The sequence below is a fragment of the Vibrio sp. A8-1 genome (assembly GCF_013048685.1).
Taxonomy (GTDB): Bacteria; Pseudomonadota; Gammaproteobacteria; order Enterobacterales; family Vibrionaceae; genus Vibrio; species Vibrio metschnikovii.
Genome location: NZ_VHTC01000026.1, coordinates 1 through 23,471 on the forward strand (window position 1 = coordinate 1; position 23,471 = coordinate 23,471).

General features: G+C 43.1%; 21 protein-coding genes and 1 tRNA gene. 7 read left to right on the top strand and 15 right to left on the bottom strand.

The genetic code is table 11. The annotated features are described in order from the left end of the window. Positions 1-727 precede the first annotated feature (727 nt). Positions 728-1,378 (bottom strand): isoprenoid biosynthesis glyoxalase ElbB, encoded by a 651-nt coding sequence (elbB, locus tag FKN93_RS13120; RefSeq protein ID WP_161425397.1) that lies wholly within the window; start codon positions 1,376-1,378, stop codon positions 728-730. A gap of 94 nt (positions 1,379-1,472) precedes the next feature. On the opposite strand from elbB, the gene yjjG reads away from it, so the two are divergent. Further along, positions 1,473-2,147, top strand: coding sequence for a pyrimidine 5'-nucleotidase (yjjG, locus tag FKN93_RS13125; RefSeq protein ID WP_004396500.1), 675 nt, complete (start codon positions 1,473-1,475; stop codon positions 2,145-2,147). Positions 2,148-2,200: 53 nt separating this feature from the next. Here the strand turns inward: yjjG and rnk are convergent, their stop codons facing one another. Continuing rightward, positions 2,201-2,611, bottom strand: coding sequence for a nucleoside diphosphate kinase regulator (rnk, locus tag FKN93_RS13130; protein ID WP_004396497.1), 411 nt, complete (start codon positions 2,609-2,611; stop codon positions 2,201-2,203). Between the two features lie 240 nt (positions 2,612-2,851). On the opposite strand from rnk, the gene phnR reads away from it, so the two are divergent. Continuing rightward, positions 2,852-3,571 carry a phosphonate utilization transcriptional regulator PhnR gene (gene phnR / locus FKN93_RS13135; protein ID WP_161438268.1) on the top strand — a complete coding sequence of 240 codons (720 nt, stop codon included), beginning with the start codon at positions 2,852-2,854 and terminating at the stop codon, positions 3,569-3,571. Positions 3,572-3,659: 88 nt separating this feature from the next. On the opposite strand, the gene FKN93_RS13140 is transcribed toward phnR, so the two are convergent. Further along, on the bottom strand, positions 3,660-4,448 hold the full coding sequence (locus FKN93_RS13140; RefSeq protein ID WP_004396493.1) for a siderophore-interacting protein: 789 nt from the start codon (positions 4,446-4,448) through the stop codon (positions 3,660-3,662). A 170-nt stretch (positions 4,449-4,618) separates the two neighbouring features. On the opposite strand from FKN93_RS13140, the gene FKN93_RS13145 reads away from it, so the two are divergent. Continuing rightward, positions 4,619-5,146, top strand: a complete 528-nt coding sequence (locus tag FKN93_RS13145) for an NUDIX hydrolase (RefSeq protein WP_004396491.1) — start codon at positions 4,619-4,621, stop codon at positions 5,144-5,146. 127 nt (positions 5,147-5,273) lie between these two features. Then, entirely contained in the window at positions 5,274-5,777 is a 504-nt protein-coding gene (locus FKN93_RS13150; protein ID WP_004396489.1) for an RNA-binding S4 domain-containing protein, read from the top strand. 39 nt (positions 5,778-5,816) lie between these two features. On the opposite strand, the gene FKN93_RS13155 is transcribed toward FKN93_RS13150, so the two are convergent. Continuing rightward, a complete protein-coding gene (locus FKN93_RS13155) occupies positions 5,817-6,005 on the bottom strand; it encodes a hypothetical protein (protein ID WP_004396488.1) in 189 nt (62 codons plus the stop codon). A gap of 117 nt (positions 6,006-6,122) precedes the next feature. Here FKN93_RS13155 and FKN93_RS13160 point away from each other — a divergent pair, with 117 nt between their 5' ends. Next, a complete protein-coding gene (locus FKN93_RS13160) occupies positions 6,123-6,560 on the top strand; it encodes a TM2 domain-containing protein (protein WP_154171112.1) in 438 nt (145 codons plus the stop codon). A gap of 76 nt (positions 6,561-6,636) precedes the next feature. Here FKN93_RS13160 and FKN93_RS13165 read toward each other — a convergent pair whose 3' ends face one another. Next, on the bottom strand, positions 6,637-7,869 hold the full coding sequence (locus FKN93_RS13165) for an OFA family MFS transporter (RefSeq protein WP_158145042.1): 1,233 nt from the start codon (positions 7,867-7,869) through the stop codon (positions 6,637-6,639). A gap of 396 nt (positions 7,870-8,265) precedes the next feature. Between FKN93_RS13165 and FKN93_RS13170 the strand changes: the two genes are divergently transcribed. Further along, a tRNA-Gly gene (locus tag FKN93_RS13170) sits at positions 8,266-8,340 on the top strand. A gap of 199 nt (positions 8,341-8,539) precedes the next feature. On the opposite strand, the gene FKN93_RS13175 is transcribed toward FKN93_RS13170, so the two are convergent. The 4 genes from FKN93_RS13175 to clcA all read right to left on the bottom strand — a co-directional run bounded on the left by FKN93_RS13175 (position 8,540) and on the right by clcA (position 14,935). Next, a complete protein-coding gene (locus FKN93_RS13175; RefSeq protein WP_170905266.1) occupies positions 8,540-11,149 on the bottom strand; it encodes an EAL domain-containing protein in 2,610 nt (869 codons plus the stop codon). Between the two features lie 219 nt (positions 11,150-11,368). Next, on the bottom strand, positions 11,369-12,319 hold the full coding sequence (locus FKN93_RS13180; protein ID WP_158145045.1) for a tripartite tricarboxylate transporter substrate binding protein: 951 nt from the start codon (positions 12,317-12,319) through the stop codon (positions 11,369-11,371). A gap of 145 nt (positions 12,320-12,464) precedes the next feature. Continuing rightward, a complete protein-coding gene (locus tag FKN93_RS13185; RefSeq protein ID WP_004396481.1) occupies positions 12,465-13,421 on the bottom strand; it encodes a TDT family transporter in 957 nt (318 codons plus the stop codon). A gap of 116 nt (positions 13,422-13,537) precedes the next feature. Beyond that, positions 13,538-14,935, bottom strand: a complete 1,398-nt coding sequence (gene clcA, locus FKN93_RS13190) for a H(+)/Cl(-) exchange transporter ClcA (RefSeq protein WP_004396480.1) — start codon at positions 14,933-14,935, stop codon at positions 13,538-13,540. 471 nt (positions 14,936-15,406) lie between these two features. On the opposite strand from clcA, the gene FKN93_RS13195 reads away from it, so the two are divergent. Continuing rightward, the gene (locus FKN93_RS13195) at positions 15,407-16,390 is read left to right on the top strand and encodes a GTP-binding protein (protein ID WP_158137302.1); all 984 of its coding nucleotides are present in this window, start codon (positions 15,407-15,409) and stop codon (positions 16,388-16,390) included. A gap of 73 nt (positions 16,391-16,463) precedes the next feature. On the opposite strand, the gene FKN93_RS13200 is transcribed toward FKN93_RS13195, so the two are convergent. The 6 genes from FKN93_RS13200 to ylqF form a co-directional block, all read right to left on the bottom strand. After that, on the bottom strand, positions 16,464-17,168 hold the full coding sequence (locus tag FKN93_RS13200; RefSeq protein WP_004396460.1) for an ABC transporter ATP-binding protein: 705 nt from the start codon (positions 17,166-17,168) through the stop codon (positions 16,464-16,466). After that, positions 17,161-18,441, bottom strand: coding sequence for an ABC transporter permease (locus FKN93_RS13205; protein WP_170905267.1), 1,281 nt, complete (start codon positions 18,439-18,441; stop codon positions 17,161-17,163). Before FKN93_RS13205 ends, FKN93_RS13200 begins: the two co-directional genes overlap by 8 nt. A gap of 1 nt (position 18,442) precedes the next feature. Further along, positions 18,443-19,660, bottom strand: coding sequence for an ABC transporter permease (locus tag FKN93_RS13210; RefSeq protein WP_170905268.1), 1,218 nt, complete (start codon positions 19,658-19,660; stop codon positions 18,443-18,445). Then, positions 19,660-20,931: a TolC family protein gene (locus tag FKN93_RS13215; RefSeq protein ID WP_170905269.1), complete on the bottom strand. Its 1,272-nt coding sequence runs from the start codon at positions 20,929-20,931 to the stop codon at positions 19,660-19,662. The genes FKN93_RS13210 and FKN93_RS13215 overlap by 1 nt, the downstream gene beginning before the upstream one ends. Further along, positions 20,921-22,048: an efflux RND transporter periplasmic adaptor subunit gene (locus tag FKN93_RS13220; protein ID WP_004396452.1), complete on the bottom strand. Its 1,128-nt coding sequence runs from the start codon at positions 22,046-22,048 to the stop codon at positions 20,921-20,923. Before FKN93_RS13220 ends, FKN93_RS13215 begins: the two co-directional genes overlap by 11 nt. A gap of 297 nt (positions 22,049-22,345) precedes the next feature. Next, positions 22,346-23,290 (bottom strand): ribosome biogenesis GTPase YlqF, encoded by a 945-nt coding sequence (ylqF, locus tag FKN93_RS13225; protein WP_154171102.1) that lies wholly within the window; start codon positions 23,288-23,290, stop codon positions 22,346-22,348. Positions 23,291-23,471 lie beyond the last annotated feature (181 nt).

The following is a 23,471-nucleotide window of genomic DNA, read 5'->3' on the forward strand; positions in this document are numbered from 1 at the left end:
GTTCTGAGTGAAATCATCACGTCAGTCGTTGAGAAGAAACCGTACCCGAACGTTTTTGATCTATAAACTGCACATGCTTCTTCAGGCATGGTAAGTCAAGATACCTCGGTGAACGCTTACGTTTTTTTGAGGTGCCATATTTCATGGTTAATATCCTTTGTTGAAAGTAAGCGCCAGCTGACAAAGGATATATTGTCGTATAAAAAAATAATGTCATTAATGAAATATTATTATTTTGCTCGTGTTAGCAAACTCAATTATAGTGCCTTTATTATGTGTTGTTGATCCGTAGGCTCAGAGAGCCTAATTAATGTGTAATAAATATAATAGCCCAAATTATGGCTTACTATTTATATACCCAAACCACTTGGAGTTGCAGGTAGGCAGCAAGTGAGTGAGTCCCCATGAGCATAGGCAGACTATGTGATTGAGGTGAACGAACGTAGCCAACACCGCTGCAGCTTCAAGTAGAAAGGGGGGTAGCTGCTGTAGGTTTGTCTACGTCCGTATACCAAATGATAGTGAGAGATATCCTCGCTCTCACCAACTATCAATCTACGGTGGTGAGCATTTACACCAGACAAATTTGTCACATTGCTAAAAATCAAAGTAGTTTCGATATACAGTCAAAGCAGCAATAAAAAAATACCGCCGAAAAGGGATATCTTCAGCGGTATATCAAGCATAGTAAGTTAATGTTATTGGTCTCGAATAAAAGTGACTCGCTTTAGGCCAACTGAATTAAACGTTTAATTAATCGATCAATGCCGAGTGCTGCTTGTGATAGATTTTCGGCCAGCATATAAGCTGGAGTCGAGAGAACGTTATGACGTTGATCGTAAACATAATCATCAACGGGACAATTCACGTGTTCTCCGCCCATTTGATTAAATGCATTGGCCGTTTGTTGGTCATGGCCAATGGTGCCTTCTACTCCGGTTGGATAAATAAGCGGGATGAGTGCAGGGGAGATGCATAAATAACCGGCGGGTTTACCACTTTGAGCAAAGGCATGGCAGACCTTAGCGACTTGCTCATTGAGCGTGCAGTTGGCTCCTTTGGTTGCAAAATCGCTGAGGTTTTTGGCGACGCCGAATCCACCTGGGAGCAGTAATGCATCAAAATCTTGAACATTGAGCTCCGCAATGTCTTGTACTTTACCACGAGTCAATCTTGCTGATTCAACCAGTACGTTCCGAGTTTCAGACATGATCTCACCAGTGAGATGGTTAACTACTTGCGTTTGCTCAACATTCGGTGCAAAACAGGCCCATTGCGCACCTTGTTTTTCAATCGCATAAAGGGCAAGTACCGACTCATGAATTTCAGCGCCATCGAAAACCCCGCATCCACTTAATATCACAGCAATCTTTTTCATCACTTTGCTCCTTAATCAGTTAACGGATCTAATATGAGATTAACATCTTATTAAAAACAATCTACACTTGCTCAGCAAATTTGAGGAGTAAATGATGAAGTACGATTGGATTTTGTTTGATGCGGATGAAACTTTATTCCATTTTGATTCTTTTAAAGGAATGCAGTTGATGTTCTCCCGTAAGGGCGTGGATTTCACTGAGCAAGATTTTATGGAATATCAAGAGGTTAATAAGCCTTTATGGGTGGACTACCAAAATGGTGATATTACGGCAGAACAGCTAAAGCACACGCGATTCGAACTCTGGGCAACAAAATTGGATACCACGCCGGCTGAATTAAATAGCGCATTTTTGACCGCGATGGCTGACATCTGTACTTTGTTACCAGGGGCCCGAGAATTATTGGAGGCATTACGTGGTAAAGCAAAGCTTGGCATCATCACGAATGGATTTACCGAGCTACAAGATGTTCGATTAACCAAAACCGGTATGAAGCACTATTTCGAGCATATCGTGATTTCAGAACAGATTGGTATTGCTAAACCGGATGCGGGTATTTTTGCCTATGCCATGGAAATGATGGGCCACCCAGCCAAGGAAAAAGTATTAATGGTGGGGGATAATCCACACTCTGATATTTTAGGTGGATTGAACTTTGGACTTGAGACATGCTGGTTGAATACTCATCAACATCCAAAACCAAGTGGTATCGACGCGCACTATGAAGTGGCTTCATTACACGAATTAAAAACGATTTTGCTGGCTTAATTGGGGTAGGTAAAACCTGATGCAAAGTTAGCCTTTGCATCAGGTCAAAGCGTTTAGCGGTTATATTCGCCGTTGCGCTCAGGTTGATCGATAATATCGATGATTTCGATGGTCCGCTCAACGCCATTTGGCATTGGCCAAGTCAGTTGTTGGCCTTTAGAAAGTCCAAGTAGTGCGCTACCAACGGGAGCGAAGATAGAAATATCATCATTACCCTTCACATCATGAGGGTACACCAAGGTTTTTTGCATCACATCGTCGCTGCCTTGAAACTTAAATTTCACGGTAGAGTTCATAGTGACGACATCCGCAGGGATCTCCTCTGGGTTTAAAACAGTGGCTCTGTCGAGTTCATTTTCTAGACGTTCTAATTCTTTAGACAACTTAGGTAGTTTGTCCATCAGTGCGCTAATTCGATCCATATCCAGAGTGGACACGATAATCGCGTTATTATTGTTTGGCATTTTATTTTCTCCAAAAAGAAATACCGCCCTGAACGTATCAGGGCGGCATAGAAACTGATTTAATGGTACCGCTTGGCACCTATTGTGTTATAGAACATAAACCGAATGGAGAGAAAATACAATCTATATGCCCATAGTTTTACATTTTTGCGCTACTATCGACATGTCAGGTATGGTTAGACTCTACATTTAGCGCGGTCGATATGCATATCAGCACTATCATTTCAATCAAGGACTATCGTGCAGTATTTAGCGATTAAAGACATTATCATCGAACAGATAAGCTCTGGTCAGTTATCCGCCAGACAAAAACTGCCTTCGGAACGTAAGCTGGCTGAATCATTCTCAACCACAAGGGTAACGTTGCGTGAGGCACTCTCTTTACTTGAGGCCGAAGGGCGGATTTATCGAGAAGATCGCCGTGGTTGGTTTATTTCTCCTTCGCCACTGCGTTATGACCCAACGCAAAATCTAACGTTTGAACAATTGGCAAAAACTCAGCAACGTGTTCCAACGGTTCAATTGCTCACGGCTAAAAGTAGTTTAGCCAATCCGCAGGCCAGTCGTTTATTGCAGCTCAAGCCTTTTTCAGAAGTGTATCATCTTGAGCGTGTCCGTTGCTTAGAGCAGAGACCAGTTGCTTTTGTGACCAATTATCTAAGCCCAGAGCGTTTTCCGAATTTACTGACTTTAGAGTTAAGCCAATCACTGACCTTGCTTTATCAGCAACACTTTTTTACCGAGTGTGCAACGATACGCTATCGTATTACCAGTCGATCTCTGTTGGGGGAGATGGCACAAGCGTTGCGTACAACGCAAGGAACGCCAGCGATGGTTATTGAGCGAGTGAGGTATGATGCACAAGGTGGATTAATCGATACGGAGATAAGTTATTGGCGTCACGATGCCATTGTGATTGAATCTTTGTTGACGATGCAGGAACCATGCTACGACGATTAAAAATGATAAAACGCGACGGGATATAAGTAGAGTATCAAGCCGCGTTTTAATTAAGCCTAAACCAATGATAGGCAGAAGTCAGTTAGCCTCAACTATTGGCTTCTGCGTCTTCTCGTTTTAGCACTTTATGTCCATCTTCCGTCACGCCATTTTTCCAATAGCTGCTGATGTATATATGATCGCGTTCCACTTGCTTGTCATTGCGAAAATATTGACGAAGTTCACGCATTGATTCAAATTCACAAGCACACCAAACGGTGCAAAGTCCCGCCAACCAAGGTTGAGCTTTTACCGTCTGAGTTAATGTCTCCCCCTGATCAGTATGAGCCCAGATGATTTTTACTCCTGGTGGAGCAACTAACGGTTGTTGATCGTCAGGATGAGAAATTTCAATTACGGCATAGCCTTGAGTTTTTGGGTCTAAGCTCGTTAGTGTTGTTGCTAGAGCAGGAAGTGCTGTCATATCAGCAGCTAGACAGACCCAGTCGGCTGCCCAATTCGGGCCCTGGCTTTTACCTGGTCCGGCGATGAATACTTCATCTCCCACTTTTGCGTTTTCTGCCCAGCGAGCGGCAAAGCCACAGGATAGATCCTCGGTAATATGTCGGACGAAATCGACCGTCATTTGATTGCTATGAGGGTTGAATTCACGAATCGTATAAGTGCGTAAAATCGGTCGCTCGGTTGGGGTTAAACGCGAGAGATCAGGATCACCTTGTGGGGTAAAAACCAATTTAAAGTAGCCGCCAACACTTTGTTCACCAAAATGGGCAATCGTGTCGCCTTGTAGCGTAATACGTTGAATGTTCGGAGAAAGACGCTTGGTCTCGGTGACTGTAACCCGATAGAAGTCACGTTGTTTTTCTTGAGTTGCCATATTTATTCATCAAAGTAGGGAATCATTTTCTCTATTACCTTAGCGGTAAATGAATCATTCGGCAATGATAATCGTTGTCGTTTCTATCTATTCAGAAAAACACAGAGCGAGTCTCACGCCGCGTTAAGGATCATGATAAAATCGGTCATTAAGAAATAATAAGGTAGTTTATGAAACATTTACACACCGCGACGCATCCCGAGGTGACGGAACTCAGTCAACACACTATTGTCCAACGCCAAGCTGCACGAGCGATCGTTACCGATGGCGATGATATTTTGCTGCTCTATACTGAGCGTTATCATGATTACACTTTACCTGGTGGGGGCATTGATGAGCATGAAGATATTATTCAAGGCTTAGTCCGTGAGCTCGAAGAGGAGACGGGAGCTAACAATATTCACCATATTCAACCTTATGGTATTTATGAAGAATTTCGTCCTTGGTATCGAGATGATGCGGATGTGATGCATATGATCTCCTACTGTTATACTTGTAAAGCTGATCGTCAGTTAGGTGATACTCGTTTTGAAGATTATGAAATAAAAAATGGCATGCGGCCGATGTGGGTGAATATCCATCAAGCGATTGCTCATAATGAGCAGACAATTGCCAGCAGTGATAAAAAAGGCATGAGCATTGAAAGAGAAACCTTTTTATTACGTTTAATTGCTAAAGAAATGGCGATGAAACCCTAAAATAAGTCATGATACCGCCTAATCGATAGTCTTGTTGGCTAAGATAGGTATGACAAGCCCTGTTTCTGGTCTTGTCTGTGAGTGTATTCGGTATACACTAGCGCGAAATATTGAATGAGAAATGATCATGAGTCAGAGTGTTGACGACCAGCAAGAAGTAGAAATTGAAGCGATTGGCGTAGAAGTCGATAATCAGCCGATTGAATTATACAAAGTACTCAAATTAGCGAATGCAGTGAGCGGTGGTGGAGAAGCGAAGCATGTCATCGCTGAAGGCTACGTTGCGGTGAATGGCGAACTAGAAGCGCGCAAACGTCGTAAATTGTACGATGGTGATTTGATTGAGTTCAATCAAGAATATTATCTGGTGATCTGTGATGCGCCAGTGACGGAAACGATTGAACGTCCATTAAGTGCAGAAAAAGCGCCAACTAAGAAAAAAGCCACGCCTTCGGCACCTAAAGCTAAAAATACGCAATCTAAGCTCACTCAGAGCTCAAACCGTCAAACTGACCAAAAGAAAGCAAAAAATAAGATTAAGAATAAGACAAGCAAAAAAAGTGTCGATACATCAGTCGTTGATGATCAACTTGATAACGAAAGTGGACGCAGTCGAATCCGCTTTTTTTAGTGTGATATAGCAAGGGAGCCAATGACTCCCTTGCGTTATTTATCGCCAATCATCGTCAATAAACGTTCTTCCTTCGAGTGCATAAGGGTCTTCATCGAAAGGATGCTCCATTTTGCCTCGAAGTTGCTCTAACTGTTTTTCAAGGTGGTTGACCGTTTGGAAATCACCTTCTGAACACGCAACATAAATTTGTTGCTCTAAAGCATCAATGTTATCTCTAATGTTCATCTCACACCTCCGGTTGTTTACGTGAGTTGGGAGTTACTGGCTATTCATGGTTAGTATATACCCTGTTTTGGGAATGTGCAGAGATGGCAACATTCATTATCTGAGGTATAAGTAAAAATGAAAGGCACTGTTATTGATTTCAATCAGTTCGACCACACTGGGCTTATTTCCGGTGAGGACGGTAATCGATATCCACTGACAATATACGAGTGGAAAGGCGAACAAGGACCAAAAATTGGTCTTACTGTTGATTTTTTTGTTCAGGATGGTCAAGCCACAGCGATTTATCCATTACCGAGTAGTAAATCATCGAAGAAAATTGTGGCCGCTTTACTGGCGTTTTTCTTCGGCTCGCTAGGGGTACATAAGTTTTACTTAGGGTATATCAAACAGGGGTTGATCATGTTGTTTGCCTTTCTGTTAGGCTTTTTGTTACTTGGTATCCCTTCAGCGATCATTGGGATTATCGCTTTTGTTGAGTTTCTTATTTATGTGACGAGGTCCGATGAAGAGTTCGAGCAGACCTATATTCTGAGTCGTAAACCTTGGTTTTAGAGTGTCCGAGTATATAAAAACGCGCTGCCTTTTTAGAGCAGCGCGTTTTTTTAGGGGAAAATGTTGAGCCGCAAGATTAAGCGGTTTTCAACTCTAATACTTCGGGGCGAGTAATGGGTTTGGTTACTAAAGCCAGCAAAATACACAGTGCCATCATCGCGGCTGAGATACTGTAAGCCAGCTGATAACCGCCACCATGGGTCATCGAGTAGCCGACCACGGCTGCGCCAATTGCGCCACCAATACCCCATGAGGTATAAAGAACGCCATAGTTGGTGCCGTAATTTTTCAAGCCATAAAATTCAGCAGTGATCGATGGGAAGACAGCAAGTAACGTACCGTAACCGACAGCGGCGATGGCAGTACCGATGATCAGTGTCCATTCAGAGTCAAATTGAGCAAACAACATCATATTGGCTCCTTGCAGTAAAAAGGCGATCAGTAGAGTTTTTACGCCGCCGATTTTGTCGGACAATACACCTGCAGCAATGCGCCCACCTGAGTTGAAAATCGCTAAAATAGAGGCAAGATAAACAGCATTAGGTAAGCTTGCTTGTACGCTGGCGATATTGGTTATATTACCAATAATCATTAAGCCGACCGATGCGGCTAAGGCATACATGACCCATAAGGCGTAAAACTGTGGAGTTCTTAGCATGGCTCGCCATGTCATATCATTATTGATAGAAACTTTTTTCGCTTGCTGACCAGCTTTTAATGTTGGTTCAGCGGGCACGTAATCACTTGGCGGATTATTGATGGTGCATGCTAACGGTACTGCAATGACCAGTACACCAATACCCAGTAAAATAAAGCTAGTTTGAATACCATAATGAGTGATCAGTGCTGAGGTTAAAGGAGCAAGATAAATAGCGGCTAAGCCAAATCCAGCAGCAATTAATCCATTAACCATCCCTTTCTTTGAAGGATGAAACCACTTCATGGCCGATGGTGATAGACAAGCATAACCAAAGCCAATGCCGGCACCAGTGATGATCCCAAAAGTGATATTGAGCATAGCAACCGATGAAACAAATCCGGAGGCAATCATGCCTAATCCGGTTAACGAGGTACCAAGAATAAGAATATTACGGGGTCCCATCTTATCTTGTAAGACACCAGCGATCAGCAATGAAACCGAGAAAGCGATAGTGGCAAGTGCATAAGGGGACGAAGCATCGGCTGCACTCCAGCCAAAATCATTGACGAGCGCTTTATTAAATACGCTCCAAGCATATAGGATGCCAAGACAAAGGTTGATACAAAAACCAGCTAGAAGAATACGTAGCGCTTTATCAATCTTGCTCATTAGTTGGGATACTCAAAGGTCAGTTCAGGAAAATGCCAACGGCATTAGTTAAAAATTAGTTTGCAATTATCAACACAAATCACAAAGCGCGCGGATTATAACCAATATCGGTGTGATTGGAATCACTTTTCACATTCGATTGAAGAAAATAATTGATAGTGGTTTAGTAGAAGCATGAACTATTTCTGTGGATGATGGAATAGGGCTGATTAGGCGAACAAAATTGACATTTCGGGAGAAAAAATGCCTCTCATTTGATCTGACAAGATTAAAACTTAACCCATTGAAATCAATTTGTTTATTTTGCAAGCAAACAAACTGAAATTCTAAAAAAAGGCTTTTCTTTTCTTATAACTGTGGCAATATACACCCCGTAAGCAAGCCAGACCAAACAAAGCGTGCGTCGTATAATGGCTATTACCTCAGCCTTCCAAGCTGATGATGCGGGTTCGATTCCCGCCGCACGCTCCAAGCTTACTAAAATCCGTCAGAAGTTATCAAATAAAGCGCTTAGATGCGCTGTTTTTTTATCTTTATGTTTAATAAATGTTTTTCCTCTCATAACCGTTTACCATTTGCAAGAAAGCCTCCAGTTTATCTTTGACGTCTGTCTACCCAGTATCCAAATCTATCAAAGCCGGTTTCTGATAATATTAACCACAGAGTTGCGTTAATTTTTTTTGGCTGTTGTCGGAATACCATCAGGATAATTAAATGGGAAGGCTTCGAGAGGGACAGGACGAGAAAATAAATAGCCTTGGAAATCCAAACAACCGTAGCTAGCGAGAGCCAGTCTTTGTTCTTGTGTTTCGACGCCTTCAGCAATCACCGCTAAGTTCATGCTTTTCGCCAATGAGACAATCGTACGAGCAATATCCGCATCATGACTATTGGTGAGTAAATCACGCACAAAAGATTTATCAATTTTGAGTTGATCTAAAGGTAATCGTTTTAAGTAGTTGAGTGATGAGTAACCCGTTCCGAAATCATCGAGAGAAAAACTCACCCCATATTTTTTTAGTTGCGACATTTTTGTGATGGTATCTTCAAGATCTTCATGAAGCATACTTTCTGTGAGTTCCAGCTTAAGACGATCAGGATTCGCTCTATAACGTTGCAACGCTTCTAGAACTTGCTGAACAAAACCAGTTTGATGGAATTGCTTGGCACTGATATTAATGGCGAGAACCAGCGAGTCAGTGAGTGGTGAGTTTTGCCATACAGCAAGGACTTGGCAAGCTTGATCTAATACCCACTCGCCTAAAGGAAGAATTAACCCGGTTTCTTCAGCAATAGGAATAAACTCTATTGGTGAAATTGTCCCCTGTTTAGGATGTTGCCAACGAATAAGGGCTTCAGCGCCAGTAAGTTGACCATCATGGGTGACTTGTGGTTGATAGTATAAAGTGAATTCATTACGAGTTAAGGCGTGGCGAATATCATTGGCCATGGCTGCATGCTCTAACACTTTGGCTTGCATTTCTGGATTAAAGAATCGATGTGTATTGCGACCCGCTCCTTTAGCCTGGTACATGGCTAAGTCGGCATGCTTAAGTAATTCATCAATCCCTTTGGTCTCACCGAGGAAAAGGGTAACGCCGATACTTAATGTGCTAAAATGTTCAATATTATCAATGTAATAAGGCTTGGATAATGTATCAAGAATCTTTCTGCACAATAAATCAGCACGTTTAGAGGCGATGTCTAAATCCGAATCCAGTTGTTCAAGAATGATCACAAACTCATCGCCACCGATTCGAGCAACGGTGTCCGTTCTACGTACACAATCAAGTAATCGTTGACTGACTAAGGTTAAAAATTTATCGCCAGTATCATGGCCTCGAGTATCATTCAGGGTTTTAAAATCATCCAAGTCTAAATATAAAATTGCACCGTACTGGCCATTTCTTTGGCTATTTAGTCGAGCTGATTCTAAGCGCTCCATTAATAACTGACGGTTAGGTAATCCAGTTAATTGGTCATAGAAGGCGAGCTGTTTTATTTTGCTTTCTGCGGCTTTACGTTGAGTGATATCAATTAACGTGATCACATAATTAATGATTTCATCTTCATGATCACTGATGACGGCAGTGATCATTGTCCACTGTAGATACTCTTCTCCATTTTTACGTTTATTAAAGATTTCACCTTGCCATGAACCTTGTGTTTTTAATTGCAATTCAAGTTCATCGTAAAAGCTTTGATTATGACGACCCGAGCGAATGACTTTTATATGATGGCCTAGTACATCTTTTGGTTGGTAACCGGTAATATCAGTAAATGCTTGGTTCACTCTAAGAATGTGTTTTTTTTCATCGGTCACAACCATACCTTCGGCTGACTCAAATACCGTGGCGGCAATTTTTAGATTTTCCACCATATGCTGCATCGCATCTCCCACTTGATTGTATTCATATATTCCAGTAGGAGAAAATGATACTCTTAGTCCTTTTTGAATACCTTGAATATAGTCGGTCAATTGGCTTATCGCTCGGCTATGACTTAGATGTAAAAGCCAAGCGGCAAGAATCAGCAGCAGTAAAAAAACACCAGATAATAAAAAGAACGTTTGCCAATAATGTTCAGAGACAGAAGTAAATCTCTGCTTATCGATACCCATTTTTAAGTTTAAGGGATATGCTTTATTGTTAATGTTCAGGGTTGCATTTAATAGATATAGATTTTCATAAGCACGCATCTGTGATGAAGTTTTTTCTTCACTAGAATGTGCTGGAAGCGCGATACTTGGACTGTATTGAATCAGTCTTGCTTGCTGATAATGAATAGAAAGAGCATCTAAATCGGCCCGTTCAGCGAGAGTCTGAATAAAACTTCGGTTTTGACCAATCGCCAAACCAATAAACATATAGCCTCGTAATTGAATGCTTGCAGGGTCAAAAATTGGAGTCGCTTTCAGTAAGGCGGTTAAATTTGGACTATGCACTAATGCCCATTCACTTGTGTAATGTAGAGGAGAGCGTAATGAATTTAACATTGGTTCAATATTGTATAAAGGGAGTCCTGCATCCATTAAAACCTTGCCCGAGGAATCGGTTAAAAAGAAAATATCAAGGTTTGCTCCTAATGCTGAATCTTGAAACATATAGATCATATCTTCAGCAATGTTATTAAACTCAAAGTTCTCACCAGTTAATGAAGTGAACACTTGATTAGATGCAGTCGTGTGTAAATAAACCTCTAATAAATCTAGACGATTTTCTATTAAACTTTGTACGGTTCTTTGTCGCTGCGCTAAACTATTTTCAATTTCTGAATGCAAACTGATTTCTGCAGTACGTATTGAATAAAACATGGAAATAAGAAGGGTAAACAAGCTTAGAAAACCAAATAGCAAAGTAATTCGGGTAGTGAATTTGAGTTCCCACCTGTTTGTTTTGCTTTTTTTTCCTATTTCTGAGCTTGAAGGCATTAATGTGTCTCTCCGAAAATTTTATTATTTTATAATTCTAACTATTGCACTATTGCACTATTGCACTATTCATTGAGACTCTGCAATTAATTGTTTGTACTCTTTTACTTGGGCGTTGAATAATTCAATTAATGCGGATTCATTCATAAATATAACGGGCATTTTTATTGTCTCTTCTGTGACTTTTTTAAATCGTGCGTCTTGAGTCACTGATTGAAGCGCTTTGGCTAAAATATCGACTTGATAGTCAGGAGTATTGGCTGGAACGGTAATCACACGGATCGCATGCATACTTACGTCGTAACCGAGTTCTCTTAAGTTAGGTACTTGTGGATAATGGGCAAGCCTTTCATCCGCCAAACTGGCAAGGACCCGCATTAGTCCGGAGTCAGTATAAGCGCTATGTGTGCCGCCACTAAAGGCAAGGTCGGCATCCCCAGAAAGGATTAATGGAGCCATACCCGCTCCTCCGGTCGTTGGCATAATACGTAATGTAATGCCTTCACGCCGCATGATTCGATTGATCACGAATCGATCTTGAATGTTTTGCGACGCATAAACTAAGCCGGGGTTGGCTTTGGCATAAGTAATAAACTCGCTCCACGTAGCAAATGGAGTATTAGGACCAGTGACTAAAGCAATTTGATCAAGAGTAATACCAGCCACGTATCGAAAACTGGTTAACTGGTAAGAAGCCGGAGTTGCTAACGGTGCGAAGGTATAAGGCAGAGAAAGTCCAAATTGAAAGGTGTAGCCTTGATCGCGACTGTTTGCCAGCATGGCTGCCGCTGAAGCTCCTCCAGCACCAGGATGGTAAAGAATATTAACGGGTTGGCCGAGTTTTTCGGAAAGAACTTTCGCGAGGACTTGCCCTTGAATATCCGTACTGCCACCTTGATTAAAACCAATCAACATAGTCAGTGGCTGGGTAGGAAAGTTGGATTGAGCAAACGTTGGTACTGTTACTATCAATGTTAATAACAACAGTACTAGGTGAGCTAATTGTTTGGTTTGTCTCATTATCGTGCCACCTATTTTGTTGAATTATTCTAAGTTTAGGAGCGGTTTATGGTTCTGTCTATGGCAAGCGATCATGATAAATTATCAATGGTTAACGATGATGGTTTATTTGCCCATATTGAGTATCGACGCGGTCGGTGATGATTTACTTTACGATGACGGGAGGGGATGGCCAATACATTTTCCAGTATCCCCAAACAACCCAAGCGACGAGTCCTGTAGCGACAAGAAGTTCAAATAAACCAAACAGATGTAGCCAGTACCAGTGTGGGTAAAATTCTGAAAAATAATCGGTTAAACGATGCATCGCGATAGCGCTGATCACCGAAGGAAAAGTAAGCGCAGCAATTGAAGGTTGAAAGGCTAAACGCAATAGTCTGAAATAACAAAGATAAATTAATAGCGTCATGGTGATGGCAATACCCGCTAAAGCACCAGTGAGGATCGGATCCGGGGTAGCAAAATTGACCAGATAGGTGGCGAGAGTAAGGTTAATCGGCGCAGCCATGATCGCTAAGGTTGGACGTGCCCGTCTGGGCAGCATGCCTTCAAAGACTAAGCGATAGAGTACCACTGGTAACATCACAAAATAGATAGCAACACAGACACTAACCAGCGTTTCAGAAAAAACAGTATGGCCAAATTGTGTCCCAGCAAGAGAACTGCTAATCAGACCGACTGGGTAGAGAAACCAACTGGGAACAATATTGGAGATTTTAAAATTCAGGAGCTGAAAGCGAAAAAACAGGACCATCATGGTCATGTGCAACAGTAGGGCTAGAGCCCATATTGGATAAGCAATACTTGGAGAAATAACCGCTAAATAATCACATAAAATTAATAGTGCCATACTCATTGGAGCCATTAAACTGCCGTGTAGAGGATGACGGAGATCATTAATAAATGAAGAATAACTAGTGAGATATTTACCTAAAACGGGCAGTAATAATAAACTACCAAACAGCGCAAAGTAGGGATGGAAAAGAGCTCCCCAGGTTGGTGAGTAGAGTGTCCAAGCTTGACCTAAACCAATAATGCCCAATGCCAAGGCTGCTTGTGAAGCGGGTACGCTTTGTACATGCAGTAATTTTTTCCAGTGCAATGTTCACTCCATTGAGACACATAACGAGCCATAAAAACAGCGGCGATTCTAGCAAGTTATGTCTAACATGGGTAATCAATCACTAGATGATTATCACAAAATGATCACATTTATAGCTAATGACCATTGGGTAACTCTTGTTGGCGCAGTTTCTCTTTTTTGATGGTTCTGTGCAGCAGCTGGCTGTAAATAGGTTTGCCGCCTAAAAGCTGAGCAAAAATGACTGCGCCGAGACTGGTAATGATTAATGGTAAGATTAAATAGTAATTATTAGTCATTTCTATCACCAATAAAATACCAGTGATCGGTGCTCTAACCGTGGCAGCAAATAGTGCTCCCATGCCGGCGATCGCAAACATGCCTGGTTCGATATTGAGCTCTGGAAACCAGCTTTGAACAATTAAACCAAAGGCGTAGCCAAACAATGTCCCTAATGCCAACATGGGAGCAAAAATGCCACCGGGAGCACCAGAACCGAAGCAGAGTAGAGTCGTAACAATCCTTCCTAAAAACAATAACAGTAATATACCGGTCGTATACTCTCCCATCGCTACTGAGGGGATTAAGCCAATACCTCCACCGGTAAGTTCAGGGATGTAGAGCAGAGTTAAACCAAAGCATCCTCCAAGTAGTGAGCCAGTAAGAAGGTAACGATGACGGAGGTTATGGTGAATGCGAACAAAGAGGTCTTGACTCAAGGTGATCAGTTTATTGAAGAGCACGCCGAAAGCACCGAATAATATGCCAAGTAATAGGAAAAACAGTAGGGATCTCAATTCTGGGGCCGAATATTGTGGCAAAGTAATCACCGCTTGTTGGCCATTAATGACTCGGTACACAATATTGGCTGACACGGCTGCAATGATCACACTTCGTACAGAAATAAAGCTGTAGCGAAATTGTGGACGCATCTCTTCCAATACGAACATAATGCCCGCAAGAGGCGCATTAAACGCGGCGGCAAGACCACCAGCAGCCCCAGCAGCAAGCAAAGAGTGTCGAGTATCATCGTTTTTTACTCGAAAAACATCAGATACCATTCGACCCACGGCACCGCCCATTTGTACGGTTGGACCTTCTCTTCCCAAAACCATACCTGAGCCAAGTGCGCCCATACCGCCGATAAATTTAACCGGTAAAACGCGCCACCAGCGAACTGGACGAATGTTATCCATTGCTCCTTCAATTTCTGGTATACCAGAGCCTGCGGCTTCAGGAGCGAATCGATGAACGAGGTAGTAGCCGATTAAGGCTAGTCCAGCGCTGATCAAAAAAGCGGCTAGCCAAAGAGGAACCAGTGAAGTAATCGAACCCACTAACCATTCGGTGCGTGACTCAGAGACGAAATGGACGGCAAGTTCGAAATACGTTGCGATCAGTCCGGCGAGTATCCCGACGATCATAGATAGAAATAGGATCGATAATGAAAGCTTATCGTTGGCAAGAAATTGGCTAAAGCTGTCTTTAGGTATTTTATTGAACAATCGATGAGAGAATTTCTCGCGGACAAGCATGTACACAACAGCCTTATAGAGGTAACAAAATGTAAATTATACTTAGCCAATCCTTTAACTGTAGTTTTAAAAATGAAATATTGAATTGGAAAAATAGCTATTGTATCGCCATTAATGATGATTTTTGAACAGGATCGCAAAGTCATATTTCAACCGAAAAAAAGACGATAAAAAAATGGTGTTTTTCTGAAAATGAGCGATATTTAAGGCGTAAGGCAAACAGAGTATTTCAACAGGAGGAAACGCAAGCCTTACCTACAATTTGGATGGATTAAACCTACAATTCAAATAGCCTCGATTATGATCAGGTTGCAACTATAGCCTTCCTGATTCGCACAACTCACGATTGAGTTCCGAGGATTAAGGCGCGCTCATACAGTGCGCCTTTTGCTGTTTAGGCGCTTCTCCTCAGCTCGTTTCAGTCTACACCTCTTTGTTTTTTGTATATACTCCGCGAAAAGGAGTACCACGATGACAAAAAAAGTACCGACCAATATTATTACTGGCTTTCTTGGCGTGGGTAAAACGACCACGATTTTAAACTTATTGAAGCATAAACCGGCGGATGAAAAGTGGGCGGTGCTGGTTAATGAGTTTGGTGAGATAGGTATTGATGGCGCGATAATGTCCGAACAAGGGGCATTAATTAAAGAAGTCCCGGGTGGGTGTATGTGCTGTACGGCGGGTGTACCGATGTCTGTGGGGATTAACACCCTGTTAAGGCAGAAGCCCGATCGTTTATTGATCGAACCGACAGGCTTAGGGCACCCCAAGCAAGTTATCGCCACTTTAACCTCTGCCCAATATCAGCCTTATGTTGACCTCAAAGCGACCATTGCACTGGTTGACCCTCGTCATTTAAGTAATGATAAATATTTGATGAATCAAAACTTTAATGATCAATTAGCCAGTGCTGATGTGATTGTTGCCAATAAAGTTGACCAAGCAACGCCAACAGATGTTGAGATGTTCCAGACTTGGTTCGCCAGACAGCAACCAGCGAAAGCGGCTTATCAGTTAGTCAGTCAGGGCAATTTATCGCTCTCGATGCTTGATATGGAGCGTAGTGCGGAAAGTGCATCAAGCCATATCGAAGCTCATCACCATCATCATGCCCAATTAGAGCCACAGTTTGCTTTAGCCCCGGGACAAGCATTTCTACGTAAAGAAAATCGTGGTCAAGGCTACTACAGTTGTGGCTGGTTATTTGGTGCAGAATATCAGTTTGATTTTGATGAGCTGTTTTCGATGCTTAGCGCCTTAACCGCTGAACGGGTCAAAGGGGTTTTGAACACGACCAAAGGCTGTTATGCCTTTAATGCCAATAACGGGGTGTTATCGGTTAACGAGTTAACCCTACAAGGCTTTGAATCTCGTTTAGAAGTCATTGATTCACAATTGATGCCATGGGATCAGTTGGAGTCAATTTTATTGACCTTAGCCAACATCAAATGATGATTGATTCAGAAAGATAAGAAGGCCGTTTCTCAGCCTTCTTATCTTCTCTCTAGAGTAGTGAGTTTCAGCGTCATTCGCTTTGATGAACAGGCTTATCCGATAACACTTTACCATCCTTAATAGTAATGATCCGCCGAGTGCGCTGCGCCAGTGCCACATCATGAGTGACAATAATTAATGTTCGACCTGCTTGATGAAGCTGATTGAATAGCGTTTCGATCTCAGCACCCGATTTGGAATCCAGTGCCCCCGTGGGTTCATCGGCCAAAATGATTTGCGGATCATTGACCAACGCACGGGCAATGGCCACTCGCTGCTTTTGACCACCAGAGAGTTGATTCGGCTTATGATAACGACGATCGCCGAGGCCAACGCTGTCTAATAAATGCTCGGCACGCTGACGCCTCTCTTTTAGCGTTGTGCCGCTATACACCAGTGGCAGGGCGACATTATCAATCGCATTCGCATAATCAAGTAAATTAAAACTTTGAAAAACAAAACCAATTTTTTGATTTCTTATCTTGGCTAACTGGTGATTGGTTAACGATGATACCCGTTTATCTTCCAGTATATAGTCACCGCTGGTTGGTGTATCTAAACAGCCGAGAACATTCATCAGGGTTGATTTTCCTGAACCTGATGGACCAAGAATAGCAAGGTATTCGCCTTTATCGATATTCAGTGAGACATTATCCAGCGCTTTGACTTGTTCTTCACCACTTCGGTAATGTTTACAGATATTGGCGAGTTGCACGAGAGGAGATTGATCATTCACTTTGTAATGCCTCTAATGGAGTGATGTTTGCTGCGCGATTAGCGGGAAACCAAGCCGCAACGACGCCGATGATGACTAATGCCGTCATCACCAAAAATAGAATGGGCCACGACAGCTCTGGCTGGGGTTTTCCCAACTGTTCATAAAGAAAGTTACCTTGTAGTGGCAGGTGTTGGACTAAGCGTATAAGGCCGTAGGTGAAACTCAGTCCGACGATACCGCCCATCCCCATGGTTAGTATGGATTGAACTAAGTAATGAAGACGAATGTTGGCGCTGGTGGCGCCAACCGCCATTTTCACGCCAATATCTCGTGTAGCGCGTTTGACGGTCGCATACATCACATTGGCGATGCCAATGCCCGCGACACTCAGAGTAACAAGACCAATCACACCTAAAAAACTTTGCAGACCGAGTAAAAAGCGTTGCATACTTTTTTGTCTGAGTAGCATATCTTGGCTTTGAATTAACTGCTCATCACTCGGATCGGCAGAATATTTTCTGGCTAACACTTGTTTGATCACTTGAGCTAACTGTTCACGATCCGCTTGCGCAATGGGCTTGACGTTAATTGCGGCAATCGGTTGGTTGGGATGAAAACGTTGCCAAGTGCTCAAAGGGACAAACAATGCATAATCAATTGGTAGGCCTTGTTCTATCAGTGAAGCGTTGGATTTTATTACACCAATCACGGTAAAATCTTCATCACCGACTTTAACGATTTTGCCGACTGGATTAATGGTTAACACGGGCGACTGCAAAAAATCCTCGTCGCTCTCTTGATTGAATAGCTGGCTTGCAGTGGTATAACCCAGCACGATGACTTTACGTTGTTGCTGATTATCTAATTGATTAAACCAGCGTCCCCCGGGTATCATTTCTATTCCTGTCAGTTGAGCATAATCAGGACTAACCGCATACGGGGTTTGCCAACTGCTATTTTCCTGATAACGGACGGTTTTATCCCACACGGCGCTAATCTCAGCCTGTTGCACGCTCGGTAATGCACGAACCACATCGACATCTTGCGCTTGTAAGGATAAAGCTTGCCCAGTAAAGAAACGACCACTGTTGATACTGGCGTAGCCTGGTGTGATATAAATCAGTTGACCATTGCCGCTTTGCGAAGCACGGCTTAAGCCTTGTCTTAAGCCTTCACCGCTCGCTAACATCATACTGATGCACAGCGTACCCCAAGCAACAGCAAGAACGGTTAATAAAAGACGCTGTTTTTCTGCCAGCATTTCCTGAATAATTTGTCTGATTGGCAGCATGCTATCCTCTCGCACTTAAAGCTAAAACTGGCGTTAAATGTGCAGCACGGCGAGCTGGAAAATAAGCGGCACATAACGCTAGACAGGCGGTGATAAGGAGCGATCCAACGATCGAAGCACTGGTGATGATCGGCGTACCCAACCAGTCAGGTAAACCAAGCTGATTCAGCGTGGCAATGGCCAAATACGAGAGCCCAACACCTATCGCGCAGCCGAGGGTAACCAATAACGTGCCTTCGAGTATAAATTGCCAGAGGATAATTTTTGGTGTCGCGCCAACGGCCAGTCGCACGCCAATCTCTCGCGTTCGCTCGGTTACCGACAAAAACATAATATTGGCAACCCCCAAAGCGCCGACAGCGAGGGTCATCATCCCGCTGGCACCTAAAAACAGCTGAATACCGCGAAACAGGGCATTAATAAACTGAGCACCACTGCTGAAGTCTGGCAAATAAACCGCTTCGCTGTCGGTTGGGTCATAATGCTGTTGCTTGGCAAAAAACGTTTGTATGGCATGACGTAAAGCTACGCCGGGAATATCCGCTTTGGGTTTTACTAACAAAGAATAGGGGTTACTTTGCCATAAATCAGTAAAGGTGGTGCTGGGAATCATTAGTTGATTGCTCTCATTATTTAACGACACTCCACCTTCTTTTTGCTCAGTGATACCAATAATAAAAAAGGGTATGCCATTCACCTTAACGCTATCGCCTAGCGCCAATTGACCGACTTGGGCTAATTGCCAACCGATGATCGCTACTCTCGCATGATTGAATACATCATTAGGGGTTATCGCACGTGAAGCTGGACGTAAGGTTAGGCTTTGTAAAGCAAAATAATGCTGATCAACTCCAGCGACATAACCTGGTAGTGAGCGTCCTTGAGCGTTGGTAACCGTAGCATCCCATTTTCCGTACATCACCGAAAGTTGTTCTATCGCTGGTTGTTTGGCTAAGGCATGCATTTGCTCCTTAGAGATCCGGATCGGTCGTTTGGCTGGAAGCCCTTGCCATGGCTTAGCGGTTTGACCGGGAAAAGCCATCTGAGTATCACTCATCAGTAACGCAAAGGATTGAGTATTCACTCGATAAAAACCTTCACCTAAAGCGACCAAAACCAGTACCGACAGCATTCCCCAGACAATGGCAATAATGGCTAATGTGCTGCGTAAGCGGTGAGCCAATAAGGTTTGGGTAACTTGCAGAAATAGAGTGTTCATTACTGCAGCACTCGTGCGATTAACGCGATATTCTCATCATCCAATTTGCCCACTGTTTTTAGTAAAGCAATACGATGATACCAGTAGTCGTACAGACGGGTTTGTAAGGTATGTTTGCTATTAAACAGCGCATTATGAGCGGTGATCACCTCAGAGGCTTCTGTCATGCCAGCGTTATAGACCGCTTGTTTACTTTCCAGCGCGGTTTGTCGCGCCAGCACTTGTTGCTGGGCAATTTCAATCCGTTGCCATTCCAATTGCAGTTGATGAAAGCGAGTTTGAATTTCTTGTTGAATGTCAATCTCGACTTTTCTCACTGCTTGCTTGTTGTTTAAGATAGTGAGTTGAGCGCGATCCACACTAGAACGTGTCGCTCCATTTAAATCGATAGGCACGCTGAGCGTCAGCCCTGCATTCAAATCACCATCACGACCTTGATCAGTACTTTGATAGGACACGCTACCTGATAGCGTCGGGTAATATTTGGCTTTAGCGGCGTCATGTGCAAATTGAGCCGCAGTTAACTCTTGTATGCTGGCTAACAAGGTCGGACTGTTGTCTTTGGCAAGCTTAATCCATTGTTGTTCAGTCGCAAAAGGTAAAGTGGGCTGCTCTGATACCTGCGTATTGATTTCATGGATTTTATCAACTGGCTGATTAATGAGTGCTGTTAACGCATATTGTTTGCTAGCAAGATCCGATTGTGCGGCGAGTAAAGCTGCTTGCTCATCAACATGGTTAGCGCGCATATCTTCTAACTCTGTGGCGCGAATTTTACCGGCCAGATAGCGTTGCTCGGTTACATGTAGTAACTGTGCGCCTTCTCGCCATTTCTCTTGAGCAAGAGTGAGATCACCTTGGGCGCTGGCCAATTCAAGATAAGCGGTTAGTAAACGTGCGGCCAGGTTATTGTATTCCGCTTTTGCCCGCAGTTGCGCAGCAACATAGTGAGCTTGAGACTGATCAAGCGCAGACCAAGCAGAGCTATCCCAAAGGGTTTGACTCAATGTGGCGCCATAACCCCTTTGGTTGTCACCATCTTGGTTCCAACTGGTTTGCGCCGTGATATTCAGCGATGGGCGTAATACGCTAGTGGCAGTGGCAACGTCAGTTTGACTAATTTGTGATTGGATTTGCGCCTGCATGTAGGTTGGATCAGCGGTTTTTGCCGCTTGCCAAGCTTGTTCTAACGTAATAGCAAAAGCGGGCTGACTGATCGCAAGCGCTAATAATCCATAACGGGTAAAATTGATCAAGGCATTAGTTGGCATAAGAATGACCCAGCATACTGTTATCAACAATCGTTTGTTGGTTTTCAAGCCCAGAGATAATTTGCACATTGATGCCATCGGATAACCCTAATGTTACCGGCTGTGCAGTGAATCCATGTTCTGAATCATCAGCAATTAACACTTCGGCTTGGTTACCTTGAAAGCGTAATGCGCGCTCCGGTACCGTCACCACATTCTCTACTTTTTCTAAGATGATATGAGCGGTGGCTGAAAAGCCGGAGCGAAGGGTGATATCCTCTGGAAAGTTGAGCTGGCTAATTTCGACTTCAAAGCCATTATCAAACCCCGTGTTATTGCTCGAACTGGTGTTATTGAGTTTTTCAGATTGCACAGCGACTTTGCTTAACACGCCCTCGATATTTAGGGTTGGAAAGGGGGCGAGTATCACAGTGACAGGCATGCCAACCGCGAGTTGTGCCGCATCGTGTTCACTGACGCTGCCTTTAAAAATCATATTCTTCATATCTGCAATCGACATCAGTTCGGTCGCGGCTTGGCTAGAGGCCGTAGAGATGATCGGCTCACCCACCTCTACTTTTAAATTTAAAATAGTGCCATCGATCGGAGCGGTAAGGGTTGAGGTTAATTTAGCATCACCAATTGAGGCCTCGCCGCTACGGATTAATTCTAAGTTTTGGCGTTTTTGTACCACATCGGCCAATTTTGATTTCAAATCGGCTTGAGCTTGAATGTAGTCGCCGTAGTTTTTAGGAATAATATTCTGTTTAACAAGACGTTCTAAATTGGTAACGTTTTGTTTTGCTGACTCTAAACTGGCTTCACTTTGCATTAACATCGTGGTTGCTTCGGTCAGTGCCTGCGGAGTTGGGTTAGGGGTGATTTTAATTAATGGTGTTCCCGCATTCACATGCGCACCAACATGGTGGAATATCTCACCAACAATACCTTCAATTTGCGATTTAATTGAGACTGAGTGAGCCGGAACGATTTGTCCCACAGCGATGGCTTGTTTTTCAATTTGGCCTAATTGTGCCGTTAAGGTCGGTAGTGATGCTTTGGGTTTTGATAAATGAGCGCTACCCCAGTAACCGCCAGCCATTAATACAATGGCGACTGCAATCCAGCGTTTGTTCATGTTAGGTTCCGTGAATGATATAAGAGCATGAATGTATGATGATAAATTGGTGATTAGGTTCCGCAGATAATTATTGGGCGGTTGTTTATTAAAGAGAGGTGTCCATCTCAGATATTCGATAGCCTACTAATCATGATTGGATTTGTCACTTAGTGGTGTGTCTTGGAATGTACGTTTATGTATTGTGTACACAGGATGTTGAGAGTCGAAGTGTTGATGTATAAGAGGCAAGAACAAAAAAGTCACAACTTTAAGTGACGTTGTGACTTTTTAATGCAAGAAGTTCTGAAGTGAGTATTAGCGCTTATTACGTAGATAACGTTTACGGCGTTCTTCTTTAATTTTCGCTTTTTCTTCCGTTTTACGGATTTCTTCTTGTTCGACTTCGATTAACTCATTAGGGATCATGTCTGGGCGTTCTAACGTAATTTTACCCAGTACCCCTTGGCGAAGTTCATGCAAGAGAATTTCCGATGCTTTATGCAAATCCACTCGCCCACCAGCGCGAAGAGCACCACGCTTTTGGCCAATGGCTTCCATCCATTCCACATCCGATTCAGGTGTGCCATCAACTTGATAGCGTGCAATAAGATTATCGGCATAATGTTTGGCAAGATACTCGACAGTATAAAAAGCCACATCCTCATATTCCATCGCGGTATCTTTAATCGCGCCAGTCGCAGCAAGACGAAATCCACTGTGAGGGTTTTCAACTTTAGGCCACAAAATACCAGGCGTATCAGACAGCACGACACCATTTTGTAAATTGATCCGTTGTTGACGACGTGTCACCGCCGGCTGGTTACCGGTTTGGGCTATCGCTCGACCAGCTAAGGTATTAATGATGGTCGATTTACCAACGTTGGGGATCCCCATGATCATAGTGCGAACATTTTTGCCCACCTCTTCACGATGAGGGACCATCTTACGGCACAATTCTAAAATCCGATGGACTTCTTGAGGATTAGCGGTGGTGATGGCCATTGCTTTCACCCCTTGCTCTTGCTCTAAATGAGCAATCCACAACTCGGTCATTTCAGGATCGGCTAAATCACGCTTATTGAGTACTTTAATACAAGGTTTATCGCCGCGGAGCTGAGAAATCAGTGGGTTTTCACTACTGTAAGGAATACGCGCATCGAGCACCTCGATAATTACATCAATTTGCGGAATTGCTTCTTCAATCTCTTTACGAGCCTTGTGCATGTGGCCCGGAAACCATTGAATTTTATTGTTAACCATTTGAGTTTGTAGCCTTTCGTTTTTTGGTTTTAGCTGGTGAGGTATCAGGTGGGCATCAAAACAATCGATGAGTTTGATTGGATCGCCATACCAAACTAACCATAATTACAGCAGCTCTTATGTCGAGTATTTTAGCATTTTTATCGTAGCGCGGGAATCTACATATGATGAGGTTTGTGTT